Source organism: Lutibacter litoralis (assembly GCF_014646675.1).
Classification (GTDB): Bacteria; Bacteroidota; Bacteroidia; order Flavobacteriales; family Flavobacteriaceae; genus Lutibacter; species Lutibacter litoralis.
In genome coordinates this window covers 4,910-21,148 of the sequence record NZ_BMNS01000008.1, presented here as the reverse complement: position 1 = coordinate 21,148, position 16,239 = coordinate 4,910, and the positions used below count along the sequence as shown (strand labels likewise).

18 protein-coding genes are annotated in these 16,239 nt (G+C 31.9%); all 18 read left to right on the top strand.

Annotated elements, in window-relative coordinates; translation table 11 throughout:
- Positions 1 to 43 precede the first annotated feature (43 nt).
- The gene (locus IEW75_RS12770; protein ID WP_134249099.1) at positions 44 to 496 is read left to right on the top strand and encodes a hypothetical protein; all 453 of its coding nucleotides are present in this window, start codon (positions 44 to 46) and stop codon (positions 494 to 496) included.
- A gap of 101 nt (positions 497 to 597) precedes the next feature.
- A complete protein-coding gene (locus tag IEW75_RS12765) occupies positions 598 to 1,083 on the top strand; it encodes an RNA polymerase sigma factor (protein WP_134249098.1) in 486 nt (161 codons plus the stop codon).
- 7 nt (positions 1,084 to 1,090) lie between these two features.
- The gene (locus tag IEW75_RS12760; RefSeq protein WP_134249097.1) at positions 1,091 to 1,687 is read left to right on the top strand and encodes a hypothetical protein; all 597 of its coding nucleotides are present in this window, start codon (positions 1,091 to 1,093) and stop codon (positions 1,685 to 1,687) included.
- An 80-nt stretch (positions 1,688 to 1,767) separates the two neighbouring features.
- Complete coding sequence (locus IEW75_RS12755) at positions 1,768 to 3,165, top strand: alpha/beta hydrolase family protein (protein ID WP_134249096.1); 1,398 nt, start codon at positions 1,768 to 1,770, stop codon at positions 3,163 to 3,165.
- 76 nt (positions 3,166 to 3,241) lie between these two features.
- Positions 3,242 to 4,801 carry an amidohydrolase family protein gene (locus IEW75_RS12750; RefSeq protein WP_134249095.1) on the top strand — a complete coding sequence of 520 codons (1,560 nt, stop codon included), beginning with the start codon at positions 3,242 to 3,244 and terminating at the stop codon, positions 4,799 to 4,801.
- 11 nt (positions 4,802 to 4,812) lie between these two features.
- Positions 4,813 to 5,340, top strand: a complete 528-nt coding sequence (locus IEW75_RS12745; RefSeq protein ID WP_134249094.1) for a GNAT family N-acetyltransferase — start codon at positions 4,813 to 4,815, stop codon at positions 5,338 to 5,340.
- Between the two features lie 94 nt (positions 5,341 to 5,434).
- Complete coding sequence (locus IEW75_RS12740) at positions 5,435 to 5,590, top strand: glycine zipper domain-containing protein (RefSeq protein ID WP_188704060.1); 156 nt, start codon at positions 5,435 to 5,437, stop codon at positions 5,588 to 5,590.
- Position 5,591: 1 nt separating this feature from the next.
- Positions 5,592 to 7,070, top strand: a complete 1,479-nt coding sequence (locus IEW75_RS12735; RefSeq protein ID WP_134249093.1) for a serine hydrolase domain-containing protein — start codon at positions 5,592 to 5,594, stop codon at positions 7,068 to 7,070.
- A gap of 10 nt (positions 7,071 to 7,080) precedes the next feature.
- Positions 7,081 to 7,443, top strand: a complete 363-nt coding sequence (locus IEW75_RS12730; protein WP_134249092.1) for a cupin domain-containing protein — start codon at positions 7,081 to 7,083, stop codon at positions 7,441 to 7,443.
- Positions 7,444 to 7,679: 236 nt separating this feature from the next.
- On the top strand, positions 7,680 to 8,282 hold the full coding sequence (locus IEW75_RS12725; protein ID WP_134249254.1) for a hypothetical protein: 603 nt from the start codon (positions 7,680 to 7,682) through the stop codon (positions 8,280 to 8,282).
- Between the two features lie 40 nt (positions 8,283 to 8,322).
- Positions 8,323 to 8,892, top strand: coding sequence for a hypothetical protein (locus tag IEW75_RS12720; RefSeq protein WP_134249091.1), 570 nt, complete (start codon positions 8,323 to 8,325; stop codon positions 8,890 to 8,892).
- 78 nt (positions 8,893 to 8,970) lie between these two features.
- A complete protein-coding gene (locus tag IEW75_RS12715) occupies positions 8,971 to 9,525 on the top strand; it encodes a DUF4386 domain-containing protein (protein WP_134249090.1) in 555 nt (184 codons plus the stop codon).
- 106 nt (positions 9,526 to 9,631) lie between these two features.
- Complete coding sequence (locus IEW75_RS12710; RefSeq protein WP_134249089.1) at positions 9,632 to 10,420, top strand: class I SAM-dependent methyltransferase; 789 nt, start codon at positions 9,632 to 9,634, stop codon at positions 10,418 to 10,420.
- A gap of 199 nt (positions 10,421 to 10,619) precedes the next feature.
- Positions 10,620 to 11,684 (top strand): tryptophan--tRNA ligase, encoded by a 1,065-nt coding sequence (gene trpS, locus IEW75_RS12705; protein ID WP_134249088.1) that lies wholly within the window; start codon positions 10,620 to 10,622, stop codon positions 11,682 to 11,684.
- A gap of 107 nt (positions 11,685 to 11,791) precedes the next feature.
- A complete protein-coding gene (locus IEW75_RS12700) occupies positions 11,792 to 12,649 on the top strand; it encodes an alpha/beta fold hydrolase (protein WP_134249087.1) in 858 nt (285 codons plus the stop codon).
- Between the two features lie 79 nt (positions 12,650 to 12,728).
- On the top strand, positions 12,729 to 13,286 hold the full coding sequence (locus IEW75_RS12695; protein WP_134249086.1) for an LbetaH domain-containing protein: 558 nt from the start codon (positions 12,729 to 12,731) through the stop codon (positions 13,284 to 13,286).
- Positions 13,287 to 15,130: 1,844 nt separating this feature from the next.
- Positions 15,131 to 15,565: a DUF6943 family protein gene (locus IEW75_RS12690; RefSeq protein ID WP_134249085.1), complete on the top strand. Its 435-nt coding sequence runs from the start codon at positions 15,131 to 15,133 to the stop codon at positions 15,563 to 15,565.
- Positions 15,566 to 15,761: 196 nt separating this feature from the next.
- Complete coding sequence (locus IEW75_RS12685) at positions 15,762 to 16,112, top strand: DUF2493 domain-containing protein (protein WP_134249084.1); 351 nt, start codon at positions 15,762 to 15,764, stop codon at positions 16,110 to 16,112.
- Positions 16,113 to 16,239 lie beyond the last annotated feature (127 nt).

Genomic DNA, 16,239 nt, shown 5'->3' with positions numbered 1-16,239 from the left:
TAATTTTTGATCTGTGCCACTAACCAAGAAAACAGTATAAATTATGACACAAAAAAACGCACTTAACTTTTTTGAAAGTTTAAAAACTGAAACAACTAAAAAATCGGAAATCAAGGTTTATAATGAATTTATTGAGATTCTAAAAAAATTAGAAAAGAGAGCTTTCACTACAGACCAAATTCACTCTATAGAAATGGTACTGGATAGCTTAAATTTAAAATCAAATCCGGTGAACAGAAAAAAGTTTTTCAAAAACGCACTTAGTAAATTTGAGAACTATTTAAAAGATGAGTTTTCATTGACTTCCAAAGGATATTACACAACTTTATATGGGGGTTTAGGGTTAGTCTTTGGTTTGCTTTTTGGAGTTGCAATTTTATCTAATCTAGAACGTTCGTTAGGCATTTCTCTAGGATTAATTGGTGGAATGGTAATAGGTTCGATTATGGGTCGTAGCAAAGATGCTCAAGCTAAAGAATTTGGAAACATGCTTTAATGATGATTTATATACCCAATATTAAGTTCCTAAAATAAAAATACATTTTTTTGTGATTTTTTGAGTATTTCAAATACTAATAGAATGTAATTAATCTTTAAATGCATACAAAAGAGGAATTTTTTCAAAATATAAAAGAGAACGAAGGCATTATTTATAAAGTTGCAAGGCTTTATGCCGATAGTGCCGAAGATCAAAAAGATGTATATCAAGAAATTGTATATCAACTTTGGAAATCTTACCCCTCTTTTAAAAAGAATTCAAAAATTAGCACTTGGATGTATCGTGTTGCACTAAATACTGCAATCAGTAATTTAAAAAAAGAAAAGAGAAAAGGAATCCAAGTACCCATAGACAATTCTCTTTTAAACAGAATGGACGAAATCGACACGGTTATGGAAGAGCAAATTACACTTTTATATGCGCATATAAAAAAACTCAGTATTGTAGAAAAAGGAATCATACTACTTCACTTAGAAGGCAAAAACTATGATGAAATTGCTGCAATTACAGGTTTTACTGCTACCAATATTGGTACACGTTTAGCCAGAATAAAAAATAAATTAAAATCACAAATTAAAAAATAACAATCGTATGGAACTTGAAGAAATGAAATCCCTTTGGGAAGATATGAGTCAAAAAGTTGACCAACAAAAAATATTGACCGATCAATTAATTCTTGATATGACTAAAGAACGTTTTGATACTAAAATGCGATCTATCTCTATTCCAGAATCTATAACTGCACTTATCTGTTTTGCTGCCGTAATCTATATTATTAGCAATTTTAACTCATTAGATATATGGTATTTACAGCTTACAGGTATATTTGCAATCATCGCTTGTTTGGTGTTGCCTGTGCTGTCTTTAAAATCAATTCAAAAAATGAAATCCGTGCATATATCTAAAAGCACTTTTAAAGAAACTGTAGCAGCATATGCTAAGGGAAAAGCCAAGTTTATGCAAATTCAAAAAACAAGTTTTTATGCAAGTTTTCTGGTGCTTATTGCTTTGGTGATTGTATTTGGTAAAATTATGAAAGGCATTGATGTTTTTACAATGACAGAAAAACTGAACTGGTTGGTACCTTCAGGAATTGGAGTCTTATTTATATTCTCACAGTGGGTTTTAAAAAAATATAAAAAAGCAACTGATTCGGCTAACAATATACTAAAGGAATTAGAAGAATAACTCAAACAAGATTTAACAACAAACAAATTACTAATTTTTAAAAGTCGAATAGTATTCGACAGGAAAAAACACATCCAATAATGAAAACAATTATATCAATTACATTACTATTTATACTATCTATAGCAAGCGCATTTTCTCAAGATTTATCAGGGGATTGGAGCGGAAAAGCTAAAAGAGGTGAAAAAGAAATAACCTTTATTTTTAACATTAAACAAGAAGATGGAAAATATTCGGCAATAATGAATGTACCCACATTTAGAGTTTCTGGAATTAAACCTACAGCAACAACGTTTACAAACGGAAAGCTAATAATTGATGGTTCAAATGTCGGGATGTCTTATATAGCAAACTTCAATAGTGAATTGCAACAATTTGAAGGAAACTATAAAGAAGGTGGTATTGAAATGGAGCTAAATTTAAAAAAAGGAAGCGTAGAAATAGCAGACCAACGCAGACCTCAAGAACCTGTAAAACCATATCCCTACTATGAAGAAGAGGTAGTGTTTAAAAATAACGAAGCAAATATAACTTTAGCTGGTACCTTAACGTTACCTAATAAAAACGGCATATTTCCAGTAGCAATATTAATTAGTGGAAGCGGTCCACAAGACAGAGACGAAACTTTTATGGGACACAAACCCTTTTTAGTCTTGGCAGATCATCTTACAAAACAAGGCATTGGTGTATTGCGTTTCGATGATCGTGGTCAAGGAGCATCTACTGGCGATTTTGGTAGTGCAACCACAGAAGATTTTTCTAAAGATGTTTTAAGCGCCATCGCTTACTTAAAAACTAGAAAAGATGTAGACAAAAAGAATATTGGTTTAATTGGGCATAGCGAAGGTGGTATCATTGCACCATTAGCTGCAAATAATACAAACGATGTTGCTTTTATGGTCTTATTGGCTTCTACTGGAATTTCTGGAACAGAATTATCGGTAATCCAGTCAAAAACATTACGTCAGTTTCCAGTGAAAGATGAAAAAGCGTATGAGGAAAATTCAAGAAAAGCCATTGCTATTGTTACCTCTGATAAAAGTGAAGAAGAAATTAAAACAGAATTAACAGAACACTATAACAATTTTTTAAGACCAATATTAAGTGGTTTAAATGTGCCAGATAAAAATATAAATGCGTTTATAAACAATCAAGTAAATACAAGTATAAAGCCATGGTCACGTTACTTTTTACAATACAATCCAGCTGATGAAATCGAAAAATTACAAATCCCTGTGTTGTCTTTAAATGGAAGTAAAGACACGCAAGTGAATGCCAAAATAAATCAAAATGGCATACGTCAAGCTTTGATTAAAGGTGGCAACAAAGATTACAAAATACTTGAATTAGAAAACTTAAATCACTTTTTTCAGGAATGTGACACAGGAAAGATGGATGAGTATAGAAAGATTGAGCAAACATTTTCCCCTATAGCATTAAAAGAAATATCAAAATGGGTTTTAGAGCATATAAACTAAGTCGTTCGGATTTATAAAACAGGACAATTTAAGAATAGCTTCAACTTAGTTTTGTCTAAATAATAGATTTTAAATAATGAAGAAAAAAGTTTTATTTTTTTTTAAAGTTAGTTTCGCATTAATTGCTCTAGTAGTTGTAGTGATAGCAACAGCTTATTTATGGCCAACGAATACCGTAGAACCACCGAAGTCTTTCGAAAAAACCATTATCAAAAATGTAAATATTGTAGATGTGGTAACAGGAAAAGTTGTAAAAAATCAATTTGTTCTGATTGAAAACTCTCGGATTACAAAAATTGATACTACGCATATCACAGTTACGGATGATGCCTTACTTATCGATGGTAGTGGTCAATTCTTAATACCTGGATTATGGAATATGCATACACATTCAAATCAACATTCAGAATGGTTGCATCATCCACTGTACATCGCAAATGGCATTACTGGGGTAAGAGATATGTCTGGTCAATTAAATGAGAAAGACAGCTATTGGGTGGGTAGTAAGGAACGTTTACAATGGAATAAAGACCTAGAAAATAACATTAGAGTCACACCGAGATATTTGTTGCAAAGCAGTTACCAAATGGATGGTGAAAAAGCCATTCCTGAAGATGCACCAAGCTTTTTCAAACTGCAAAATCCATCACAGGTAGATTCGTTGTTACATTTTTACAAAAAAGAAAAGGTAGATTTTATAAAAGTGTACCAACAATTGTCCAAAGAAACTTACAAAGCATTGGCTGAAAAGGCACCAAAATATGGTCTTCATTTGGCAGGTCATAAACCCATGTTTTTAAGCTTAGAAGAAGCGGTTAATTTAGGGCAAAAGAGTTTTGAACATGGGCGCATATTCATGTACGAGTGTTTTCCTGAAGCCGATAGTTTAAAAAACCCAACAAATTGGAAGCAATATTTCTCGAAATCAAAAGCAAAGATTGTACAACAGTTTGACAGTGTTCAAGGAAAAGCATTAATGCGTTTAATGGAGCAAAAAAAAGCCTATTGGACACCAACCTTGCAGACCTTAAAGTTTGAAGCCAATGCACATAAAGAAAACTTTACAAACAATGAAAATTTAAAATATATCACCAAGGTTAGAAAACAGCTATGGTGGAAATATGACACAAACCATAACAAAGAGAAAAATCTCGAAAGTGAAGGGGTTAGTGTAAGTGAGCAATTTTTTGAAGCTTCAAAAAAGCAAGTAGCGATGGCCAATAAAATGGGTGTACCCATTATGGCAGGAACCGATGTTACAGACTCTTATGTGTTTGCTGGTTTTAGTTTACACAATGAATTATATGAATTAACAAGAAGTGGATTGTCTAACCTTGAAGCATTGCAAAGTGCAACTATTGTACCTGCAAAGTATTCAAATCAAATTTCAGATTATGGAACTATTGATATAGGTAAAAAAGCAGATTTGGCTTTACTTAATAAAAATCCTTTAGAAAATATTCAAAATTCAGAAAGTATTGATGGTATATTGTTAAATGGTGTGTATTACAATAAAGAAAAACTCACAGAATTGAAGGCCTTTACAGAAACAGCTGCAAGCAGCTTTCATATGAATGTAAAAGTATTTATAAGCTTGTTTAACAGTCCATTAATTCGAGTGCAGTTTGCCGATTAATAATTAATCTTATGTTCAAAATAAATATAAAAACTATTAATGATAACTATTTTCTATTGGCTTGGCAGCTTTATGAAGATGCATTTCCAGAACATGAAAGAAGAACTTTAGAGGCTCAATCCAAACTTTTTGGAAAACTTAGTTATCAATTTGATGTGTATATAAAAGAGGATGTTTTTATTGGGTTTGTTTTATGGTGGGACTTTAAAAACTTTCAATATATTGATCACTTCGCAGTATCACAAAAACTCAGAAGTAAAGGTTATGGAGCGAAAATATTAGAAGAATATATAAATGAGGCTTCAAAGCCTATTGTATTGGAGGTTGAATTACCAGACAGTTCAATTAACAGACGTAGAATACAGTTTTATGAGCGATTAGGTTTTAAGTTAAACACGCATGATTATAAAGTTCCATCAAGTACTGACGACAGTAAAATTGATCTATTAATTATGACTTATCCTAAATTGATATCTAAAGAAAATCTCAGTGAGTTTGTTTCTAATAACCACCCTATTATTTTTAATTCATTTAAGTAATTGTAATTAGTTCGGATTCTTAAAGTAGAACTTTAAATTCAGTCTACCACACTACTTTTGAAAGTAATAAGTAAAATCATAATCAATTGAAAAAATGGAAACTAAAAAAAGTAAAAAAGGAGTAAAATTAGGAATAGGAATTATACTCGGAACTGTAGTTGGTTATTTAACCTCAAATATGCAATTATGGTTTGTTCTAGGCATAGCCATAGGTGCTGCGTTAGAATATGGTGGTAAAAAAAAATCATAAAATGAAATCGTTTACTAAAACACTATTTTTTGTACTTATTACGCTTTCAACCTTCAGCGTTTTTTGTCAAAACACGAATAAAAAGCTCTTTAATAACATTGACGCTTATTTAGAGGCAAGCGAAACAAATGGCTTTTCTGGAGTTGTTTTAGTTGCTAAACATGGAGAAGTTATTTTGTCTAAAGGATACGGATGGGCAGATCGAAAAAATAAAATTCCCAACTCACCAGCAACTGTTTTTAATATTGGTTCAGTAACTAAACAATTTACGGCATCTGCAATTTTAAAATTGGTAGAACAAGGAAAAATTAAAACATCAGATAAAATAAGCTCATATTTTACCCAAACACCTATTGATCAGAGCGATATAACGATTCATCAATTACTAACGCATACATCAGGAATTTCCAATAAAACAGGAGGTTTTAGATATGATGAAGCTAGTAAAGAACAATTTTTAAAAGAGTTTTTTGAATCTGAATTACACTCTAAACCTGGCACAAAGTACCAATATGCAAATGCAAACTACATCATGTTAACAGTTATATTAGAGTTGGTTTCAGGCCAAACCTATAGTGCTTTTCTAAAGGAACACCTATTTGAACCTGCTCATTTAAAAAGTACAGGTTATAAAAGCATTAACTTTAATAGCGAAAAGCTAGCACATGGGTACTACTATAATAGAACTGATGAGAAATGGGCGGATTGGGGAACAACCCAACAACATCTGCCTTACAATAACAACCATTGGTATAGTATAGGTAAAGGCGACATTCATTCTACCATTGAAGATTTATACAAATGGCATGTTGCTTTAAAAAACAATGTCGTTTTAACGTCAAAAACTAGAGAAATCCAAGAAACACCATATGTAGCCGAGAATGATAAAATGACATCGTATTATGGTTATGGCTGGGCAATATCTAAAAGTAATAAAGAAACTAAAATCGTTGCTCATAATGGTAGTAATGGATTATATTTTGCGGATTTTGTGAGATATGTAGACGATGAAGTAGTTGTTATATACATAACAAATGCGTTTTTAGGAAATAAATCAGAATACGTTGCCAGAGAAATTGGTAAGATGGTTTTTAATTCAAATTATACCCCTACCCCAATTTCAAAAAACATTTATGAATTGATTCATGAATTTATGAAAACCAATCCATCTAAAAATGCAGAAAAACTACCAGCTTATTTAAAAAAAGAACTTAACGATGAATTTAACGACCATGCCATACTAAACCGACTTGGCTATAGCCGTTTGAAAAAAGAAAAACAACCTGATTGGGCTTTAGCATTGTTCAAACTTAATGTGAAATTATTCCCTGAAGATGGTAATTTATGGGATTCATTGGGTGAGGCTTACTTAAAATACAATCAAAAAGATAAGGCTGTAAAGTGTTATACAAAAGCAGTTGAATTAGGTAGTGAGGGTTCCAAAAACACCTTGAACAAATTATTGAAAAAAGAAGAATAATACATTTGACATGATAAACGTAAAAGATCAAATTAAAAAATTACAATCCTATTATTCACCAAAAATAATAGCTGAAGTAAATAATGAATATGTAAAAATCGCTAAAATTAAAGGAGGGAAAGTCCCTTGGCATACCCATGAAAACGAAGATGAATTATTCTACATTCTAATGGGATCACTGATAATGGAAATAGAGCATCAACAGCCTTTTACCATGCAAGAAGGAGATTTATTTGTTGTTCCTAAAGGTGTAAATCATAAAGTATCATCTAAAAAGGAATGTACCATACTATTAATAGAAAGTAAAACAACTTTACATACAGGAAATATCATTACTGAGATTACAAAATCAATCAACAAGCAAAAAAGATGAATTCAAGTCGATCAATCAAAAGACAAGGAAAATTAATATTAGAAATCCTTGTTTTGCATCATAATTTATAGAACTGCGTCATAATTTTCAATCTATCATCAAACTTTATATGTAAGGCTACAAAAGTGTTTAGAGGCATATTGCTTCTTGATATTTCTTTGTAGAGATAAAAATAAGGTAATTAAATATTAGAAGTTTAAACAATAAAAAAACTAACAATTATGACATTAATTAAAATGAAAACAATCAAAAAACAAATCTTATTAAAAATGGCTTGTGTTGCCTTTGCATTAGTATCAAGTACAACATATGCACAAAACACAAATTCGGAAATAACAACACAAAGAGATGGTTTCATCTTCGAATTTGTAGTAGGTGGAGGTTTAATTAGTATAGAAGATAGTGCTGGTATTCAAACTTTCGACATATCTCAAGGAACGTTCGTTTTTCCAGATTTAAAATTTGGTTATATGTTAAATGATAGACTCGCTATTACTGCAGCTATGCCAGGAAATATTTATGAATTTCAAGATAATGACAGGAACTTTGGTGGTTTTATTCCATCTGTTCAGTATTGGGTAAAAGATCGATGGTGGATTCATGGCGGAATAGGTTTGGCAATAGATTCGCCGGCACTATATGATATTGAAGACAATGTAAATGATGATTGGAACTTTGGTTACGCTGTTATGGCAAGTACAGGATATGAAATTTACAAAAAGAAAAATTTCGCACTTAATGTGCAGTCTAAATTAGTTCTTGGCAGTGTGTCTTTAGATGGAAATGCAGATAGAGATGCAGTAATCTTTAATGTAGGCTTAGGGATTAGCTGGTTATAAGGTTGAATTTACAAATTCACTTAAATCTAAAATTATTATCATGAAAAAAACTTTAATAACCTTATTTTTTTGCGGACTAACATTAATCGCCAAATCTCAAAACACAAGTGTAGAAAAATCAATATTCGGACTACAAACTGGAGTTTTAGGAATCTGGGTATATAATGAAACAAAACTATCAAATACCATAGCACTGAGAACAGAAATCGGCTTTGATTTTGGTGTTTGGGAATCTACTTTTTATGATGATTATGATTCTCCATTTTTGCTAACACCTGTAATCGTTGTTGAACCAAGATTTTATTATAACCTCAAAAAACGCTCAGAGAACTCAAAACCAATTGATGGTAATAGTGGCAATTTTTTTGCTTTAAAAATGGGTTATCATCCAGATTGGTTTGTTTTATTCAATCCTGACAATGCGCCTATAGTAAGTGATTTTTCCATTATACCTACTTGGGGAATTAGGCGATATTTAGGAAAGCATTTCAATTATGAAGCAGGTCTTGGCGCTGGATTTAGTTACACATTTGCAAAACGTGCTGGGTATTCAGAGGACAAAAGTGAAATAGAATTAAACATGCATTTACGAATAGGATATAGATTCTAGTCTAGTTAAAAAACAATTAAAATAACAACGAAGTTTGAAAAAAATAGAATTAACCAAGTGTCAAAAACAAATATTAAAATGAAAAAATACACCAAAACAATACCATTTGTAAAGTCAAAATTTATTGGTGTCTTATTTCTTTTGGCTTTTTTATTTTATGGTATTGGGCGCAGTTTATTCGAAAGTGAGTCGGATGTTTATAAGTACTTTGGCGCTTTGCTTATCGCTATAAATTCAGGTATTGTATTGTTAATTGGTTTTCTTCTGAGAAAAACGATAATAAAGTTTAATCTTTTAATAGGAAACATTTACTTTTTAACAAGACTAATCGAAGCACTAGCACTAAGTAGCATTCTTTTGAACTTAATTCCTGTGCTCAATTTTCCCTTGGATCTTGGTTATTTTATTGCAATGCTTTTTTTAGGTATTGGTAGTATTCCAATGTGTTATATATGTTACAAACAAAATCTTTTACCAAAATGGATAGCTTGGTGGGGCATAGTTGGATATACCCTAATGGCCTTTGGCTTTATAATGGAGTTATTTGCAAAAGAATGGAGTATGTACTTATTAACAATAGCAGGTCTTTGGGAACTAATTTTTGCTATTTGGTTAATCATTAGAAAAAAATAAAAAAATAATTTATGTTTTTCAAATCAAAAGAAGGAAAAGAAAAAATCCTGTCACTTTATAATCAAAAGTTAGCGGTAATTGCAACTAACACAAAACCAGTAAACAAATGAATTATATTGACATAAATAAAAAACTCTGGAATCAAAAGACAGAAATCCATTACAATTCTGATTTTTATGACATTGATTCCTTCATTAAAGGGAAAGATTCTTTAAATCCAGTAGAGATTGGTCTACTTGGGAAGATTAAAGGAAAAAGGATTTTACACTTGCAATGTCATTTTGGACAGGACACAATTTCTCTTGCAAGACACGGAGCGTTGCCAACTGGAATTGATTTTTCAGAAAACGCAATTGAAAAAGCAAAAAAACTTAATGAGTCATTAGATGCAAAAGCAAAATTCATACAAAGTGACATCTACAACCTTCCTGAGATTCTTGATGAGAAATTTGACATTGTTTTCACTTCTTATGGAGTGATTGGCTGGTTGCCTGATATGAGTAAATGGGCAGAAATTATAAAACAATATCTAAAACCTGGTGGAGAATTTATTATGGTCGAGTTTCACCCAATTGTTTGGATGTTTAGTGATGATTTCAAACAGATTGAATTTAACTATATGGATTCTGCACCAATAATAGAAGAATTGGAAGGTACATATACCGACAGAGATGCTCAAATTAAAGAAAAATCAGTTAGTTGGAATCACGGTTTAAGTACCGTCATTGATTCACTTATAAAAACAGGATTGTTAATTACAGATTTCAAGGAACATAATTATTCGCCCTATGATTGTTTTGAAAATACAGTAAAAATTGATGATAGCAAATTCCAGATAAGAGGATTAGAAAATAAAATACCAATGATTTATTCATTAAAAGCTGTAAAAGGATAATGAAAAACAAACAACATACCGCTAACAATGTATAAAAATAATAGCCGGTTCAGTAGTATAATCAAGGGTTGTAGCCCGCTCAACTTTCGTGTAACTTGACAGGTTTGAAGCCCGCAATCGGCTACTATTCTTATACTAACCGTTAAACGAACTAAATATTCAATATTCAGAAAGCAATAAATAAATCTTTTACCATAAAATGACAAATAAAAGTTTCGAAAACGCAAAAGAGCAAAGCAAATTATTAGCAAATGATTTGATTAATAATCCTAAAAAATATCGTGTGTTAACTGGAGACAGGCCTACAGGTAATTTGCATCTCGGTCACTATTTTGGTTCAATTATAAATCGTATAAAATTACAAAATGCAGGCATAGAGACTTATGTTTTAATTGCTGATTATCAAGTGTTAACAGACAGGAGTGTGTTTGCTGAAATTTCAAAATTCACTTATGAATTAACCCTAGACTATTTAGCCTGTGGTTTAGACCCTGAAAATTATAAAACTTATATTTTTCCACATAGTCATATTCCAGAATTAAATCAATTAACTATTCCGTTTCTCACATTAGTTTCTAGTTCAGAATTAAATAAAAATCCTACAGTAAAAGAAGAAATTACTGCTTCAAGTATGAATTCTATTAATGCAGGAATGTATACCTATCCTGTTCATCAAGCTGCAGATATATTGTTTTGTAAAAGTAATATTGTTCCTGTCGGAAAAGATCAATTACCTCATATAGAATTAACCCGTAAAATTGCAAAGCGGTTTAATACAAAATTCAACAAAAATGTTTTTCCAGAACCAGTTGCTTTTTTTACGAGTACACCCAATATTCTTGGGTTAGATGGTACTCAAAAAATGAGTAAAAGTCGTAACAATTCAATTTTGATTAAGTCCACTTCTGACGAAACAGTAAAACTCATAAAATCTGCTAAAACTGATTCAAACCGTTATGTAACTTATGATCCAGAAAACAGACCAGAAGTTTCCAACTTGCTTATGTTAGCTTCATTATGTTCAGACAAAAATCCGACAGACATTGCTAATGAAATTGGAGACCAAGGATCAGGAAAACTTAAACAGGTTACAGCAGAAGCTATAAACACATATTTTGAACCTATCAGAAAAAAACGAAAAGAATTAGAACAAAATAAGGACTTTGTTAAGGATGCTTTGCTTAAAGGTATAAGTAAAGCGAGAGAAACAGCTATTGAGACGTTAAGCGAAGTTACTGAGGCAATGAATATGAAAATACAATAAAGCTATCCCTAAAAAGGAACTGAAATTAACATTGATTCTTAACCTATCTAGTTAAGAAAATGTTCCAACTACATTCTGTAATTCATCAATCAAAAAGCGAATAATCTATGTTTTTCAAATCAAAAGAAGGAAAAGAAAAAATCATAACCCTTTACAATCAAAAGTTAAATGAGCTGAATATTGAATATTCAGAAAAAGCTGTAGAAACAAAGTTTGGAGTCACTAATGTTATTACTACTGGCGATACTAAAAACCCTCCTTTAATACTGATTCACGGAACAGGAGGTTGTGCGCCACAAATCTTAGAATCTTTCCCCAATTTATCATCAAAGTATTGCGTTTTTGCGGTAGATGTGTTAGCACAACCCAATAAAAGTGCAGAGAATAGATTAGACATGAAATCTATTGATTATGGAAAGTGGTTATTAGAAATTATCATAAAACTTAGACTCAAAGAAGCTACATTAGTTGGTTTTTCCTTTGGGGGTTTCATTAGCTTAAAAGCACTAGAATTTAATGAAACGCCTATAAAACAGGTATTCTTAATTGCCCCAGTGTATATCGTTAATGGAAATCCGATTCTAGGGATATTCAAGATGTTCTTACCATTAAAAAAGTTTATCAAAACAAATAACCAAAAGTATATGAAAAAAGTAATGAATGTACTTTTTTCTGAATACGATGATTTTGCATTAAACTTCATGTCAACTACTTTTCAATATTGCAACATGGATTTTTCACCACTTCCTGTAATTACTAAAGATTCAGCTAAAAATATAAAAAAACCAATCAGTATTTTCGCTGCTGAAAAAGACATCCTTTTTCCTGGGAAAAAAATGATTAAACGTGCTAAGAAATTATTTCCTTCTTTAGAAGAAGTCATATTATTAGAAGGATCTAAACATGTACCAACCAATAAAAATTTTAAAATAATTGAAGAATTAATTCTAGATAAAATTGAGTAGTATGATGAAAAACATAAAACTGCTTTACCTTATATCATTAATAATCATCTTGTTTGTTTCATGCTCAAAAGATAATTATATGGACACAATTTCTGATAAATTTTTAAGTATACCTGATACTAGCTTCGAGAAAATACTAATAGCAAAAGGTATTGATTCAGATGGTGTTGTAAATCAGCAAATGTTAAAGTCAGATGCTGAAACGGTTCTTGAATTAGATTTAGGAATTTTAGAGTATGGTGCTATTCATGATATATCTGGAATTGAAGGATTTACAAGTTTAAAGAGATTATATGCGAATCAACATAATATTGAGCAGATAGATTTGAGTGCTAATATTCTTCTAGAAGAAATATATCTTGCAGGTAACAATTTATCTAGTATTAATGTTAGTAAAAATACAAACCTAGTGTTACTAGATCTAATTGCAACAGAATCTGTAGTAACTAAAAATATAGAACCTTATACAATTGCAGGAGGAAATCCTGCTAAAGAAATTAAAAAGCGTTTTGATAAAAATACAGTTGAAAAATTATTAAACTTAAAATGGTGGAATTGGGATATCGATACCATAACTAAAAATGTTCAAAAACTTACAACTAACCCAAATGATTTTTTTAATGAATTTAATATATAAGATGCTTGTCAAGTAAAATATTTTATTAATTAAATTCCGTCTATTTTCATCAATATTTTTTCAAACATTCCATCATCCTGAACTCGTTTATTGAGCGTAATCGAAGTGTGTTTTAGGATCTCATCAAAATAGAAACACTTGAAATCCGTTTCCATAATTAACAGCACAACAAATTACAAACATTCATGCAGGTAATAAGGTGTTCACAATACGCTCCATTTAGTTCCATAAAATACAATTACAAGGGCATATAAAATAATAACCGTCATCCTCAGCTTGACTGGGGATCTCATGATAAAACCTAAATCACAGTAATTTCTCCCTTGTACTTACCGTTCATTGCACTGCAATTTGTGCTCCAGCGGGTGCTCATTGCAGCGCATTCACTTATTTCATTGCACACATTCCACGCATTGCTCACGCATAGCTATCTTTTGCCCCTAAAACCCAATAAGGTATAAATACATAGTATTAGGGGCAAACCGCTATTACACAATTTGGGCTCGCCTGCTGCTCACTCCGGGCAACCCACAAAGCAGGGTATTGGAACTTAGTTATAAGAAGTATAAAAGACAAAAAAATAAATGGTTTTAAATTTTGAGCATAACAAGGTTATAAGTGATAAATTTTAAAATAAGCTATGCGTTTTATTTTGAAGTATTTTTAGTTCGTAATAGAAGTGTTAATCCCTGCTTTGGGGTACGGTTGTCACAGTTTTTGCAATACTAACTTCTGAATAAACCAATCCATTTTGCATATAATTTAAACGCTCCTTTTTACTCGCGATTAAACCATATTGCAAACACATACAAGAGCAACATATTCCGTTTAAATTATACTTTCAAAACAACATTTACTTTAAAACCCAACTCACCAAAACGACCTATTAAAATAGCTATAGAAATACAAGTTGTCGAAACGTCTGAGCAACCCAAAAGAGCGCAACGTTCTGGGTGTGAAAGTAAGATAACGTAGTATTCTAGGCTATTTTAATAAGTCTTGATTTTTTGGTTCGTTTTGCATCAAGGCAAAATGAACAATACAAAAGATTGCCACTCCATTCCTTGCCCTTGCCTCTACCTGCACATAAATTAGAATATAAAAACCGTAATCAAAAACAAAGCCAGCACTGAGCCCCGACGAATGTGCCAACCTTGCGTGTACCACGTAGTTGTTGCACGTACTTATGCCGATGGCAACGTACTTTTGCCCCAACACCCTACGTTCAACTCGCCAGGCGGCTCACCTAAATGCTACCGCATTTTTGCTCTCGATTACCTGCGAAAAGTAACTTTTTCTAGCAGTTTTAATTTAGTGGCATACCGTAAATAACTCGTTAAATTTGACCTATTTATATTTCAGTAGTAATTCAAGATTGTGGAGCGTTTGAGTAAGTCAAAGAGCGGAGCGGTCTGACGTCGAAAGTGCAACAATTGTAGAATTCAAAGAAATAAAAATCAGTCTTGACTTTTTTGTTTCGTTTTTGTGTCAAGACAAAAATGAAAAGTACCCTAAAAAATATTCAAGTATAAAAAAATAAAAAAAGATAGCAAAACTCGGTTGTTCCCTTCTCCAGCCACACAACACCTTTCAAGGTCAAGCCCTACGGGTTTTGAAAAAAATCTCCACCTCACAAATGTTCATCTTCGTTTTTCAATAAAAACACAGGTTGTATTTTTCTCAAAAACCTTGACAGCCTTTCCCTCACAACCAACACACGTGCTTTCTTTTTCCTTTTTGTTCCGAAAAATTTTGTGCAGGGCTGAGCGCTAGGAAAGTGTCCAGTGGACAGTTTCAGCGAAAGAGCCAGATGGCGCCCGGATAATAATTTTAATTGAGTACCTATGTCTAATTTTGAAATCAAAACCCACCAGATAGGAAGAACCTATAGGACCGAACGTAAAGAAATAGTCCAGTGGACTATTTTAGTGAAGGAGCCAGCTGGTGCTTGGGGCAATAGAGCAGAATCAATGAACCAGCCTTGCCCAAACTGTTTTGTAATTACAACAGCTGCAGAGCCTACCCGAGAATCTTTGTATTACCTATGCTTATCGCTTAAAACAGGTCAATACTTCAGCTATTATTTAAAAGGAAGTGTAATTCCATTTATATGTATTTCAGATGCAAAAAAAGTAATCAATACAGCACTCCAAAACAACCAGGAGCAACAATGGCAAATCAAAGTTGAAAAACTCAAAAAAATCAATGCATTTGAAGAGAATCTAAAACAACAGCTTTCAGCAATCAAGCAATTAAAAATTGCATTGTTGAGGTCTTAATTTTATGAATCAATTATTAACAACACGACCTATTTGAATTTCTGTAAAAATTTAAGTTTTAGAAGCGGCTAAGTATCCAAAGAGCGCAGCGGTCTGGATATGATAGTGGATAAAACGCCAGAATTCAAAGAAATTCGAATAAGTCTTGACTTTTTTGGTTCGTTTTTGTGTCAAGACAAAAATGAACATATAGCCTATGAAAATCATAATCTCCGGAAGTAGAAACTTCACCAACTACCAAAAACTATGTGAAGCTTGTGACCAATTCCTCCAGGGTCAAAACAGTATTGAAATTGTATCTGGAGCTTATTACAAAGGAGCTGATAAACTTGGAGAACAATACGCCAAAGAAAGAGGATTTCTATTGACAAAATTCCCTGCAGATTGGAAAAGATTTGGACGTGCTGCAGGACCAAAACGAAACGAACAAATGGCAAATTATGCTGACGCATTAATTGCTTTTTGGGATGGGAAAAGCAGAGGTACTAAAAATATGATTGAGGTAGCCAAAAGCAATCATTTAAATGTGTTTATTTATAATTATTAACAAATGAGTCTATTAATCCGTCATCCTGAACTTGATTCAGGATCTCATTATAATGGTTTAATCATTCTCAGTTTGAATGGGAATGTCCTTAATACAATCTAAATTAACCAATATCAATAAACATTCT

What these genes read in the sequence shown, in the direction of transcription:
- IEW75_RS12770 (WP_134249099.1), top strand. Translation starts at nt 44, where the DNA reads ATGACACAAAAAAACGCACTTAACTTTTTTGAAAGTTTAAAAACTGAA.
- IEW75_RS12765 (WP_134249098.1), top strand. Translation starts at nt 598, where the DNA reads ATGCATACAAAAGAGGAATTTTTTCAAAATATAAAAGAGAACGAAGGC.
- IEW75_RS12760 (WP_134249097.1), top strand. Translation starts at nt 1,091, where the DNA reads ATGGAACTTGAAGAAATGAAATCCCTTTGGGAAGATATGAGTCAAAAA.
- IEW75_RS12755 (WP_134249096.1), top strand. Translation starts at nt 1,768, where the DNA reads ATGAAAACAATTATATCAATTACATTACTATTTATACTATCTATAGCA.
- IEW75_RS12750 (WP_134249095.1), top strand. Translation starts at nt 3,242, where the DNA reads ATGAAGAAAAAAGTTTTATTTTTTTTTAAAGTTAGTTTCGCATTAATT.
- IEW75_RS12745 (WP_134249094.1), top strand. Translation starts at nt 4,813, where the DNA reads ATGTTCAAAATAAATATAAAAACTATTAATGATAACTATTTTCTATTG.
- IEW75_RS12740 (WP_188704060.1), top strand. Translation starts at nt 5,435, where the DNA reads ATGGAAACTAAAAAAAGTAAAAAAGGAGTAAAATTAGGAATAGGAATT.
- IEW75_RS12735 (WP_134249093.1), top strand. Translation starts at nt 5,592, where the DNA reads ATGAAATCGTTTACTAAAACACTATTTTTTGTACTTATTACGCTTTCA.
- IEW75_RS12730 (WP_134249092.1), top strand. Translation starts at nt 7,081, where the DNA reads ATGATAAACGTAAAAGATCAAATTAAAAAATTACAATCCTATTATTCA.
- IEW75_RS12725 (WP_134249254.1), top strand. Translation starts at nt 7,680, where the DNA reads ATGAAAACAATCAAAAAACAAATCTTATTAAAAATGGCTTGTGTTGCC.
- IEW75_RS12720 (WP_134249091.1), top strand. Translation starts at nt 8,323, where the DNA reads ATGAAAAAAACTTTAATAACCTTATTTTTTTGCGGACTAACATTAATC.
- IEW75_RS12715 (WP_134249090.1), top strand. Translation starts at nt 8,971, where the DNA reads ATGAAAAAATACACCAAAACAATACCATTTGTAAAGTCAAAATTTATT.
- IEW75_RS12710 (WP_134249089.1), top strand. Translation starts at nt 9,632, where the DNA reads ATGAATTATATTGACATAAATAAAAAACTCTGGAATCAAAAGACAGAA.
- trpS (WP_134249088.1), top strand. Translation starts at nt 10,620, where the DNA reads ATGACAAATAAAAGTTTCGAAAACGCAAAAGAGCAAAGCAAATTATTA.
- IEW75_RS12700 (WP_134249087.1), top strand. Translation starts at nt 11,792, where the DNA reads ATGTTTTTCAAATCAAAAGAAGGAAAAGAAAAAATCATAACCCTTTAC.
- IEW75_RS12695 (WP_134249086.1), top strand. Translation starts at nt 12,729, where the DNA reads ATGGACACAATTTCTGATAAATTTTTAAGTATACCTGATACTAGCTTC.
- IEW75_RS12690 (WP_134249085.1), top strand. Translation starts at nt 15,131, where the DNA reads ATGTCTAATTTTGAAATCAAAACCCACCAGATAGGAAGAACCTATAGG.
- IEW75_RS12685 (WP_134249084.1), top strand. Translation starts at nt 15,762, where the DNA reads ATGAAAATCATAATCTCCGGAAGTAGAAACTTCACCAACTACCAAAAA.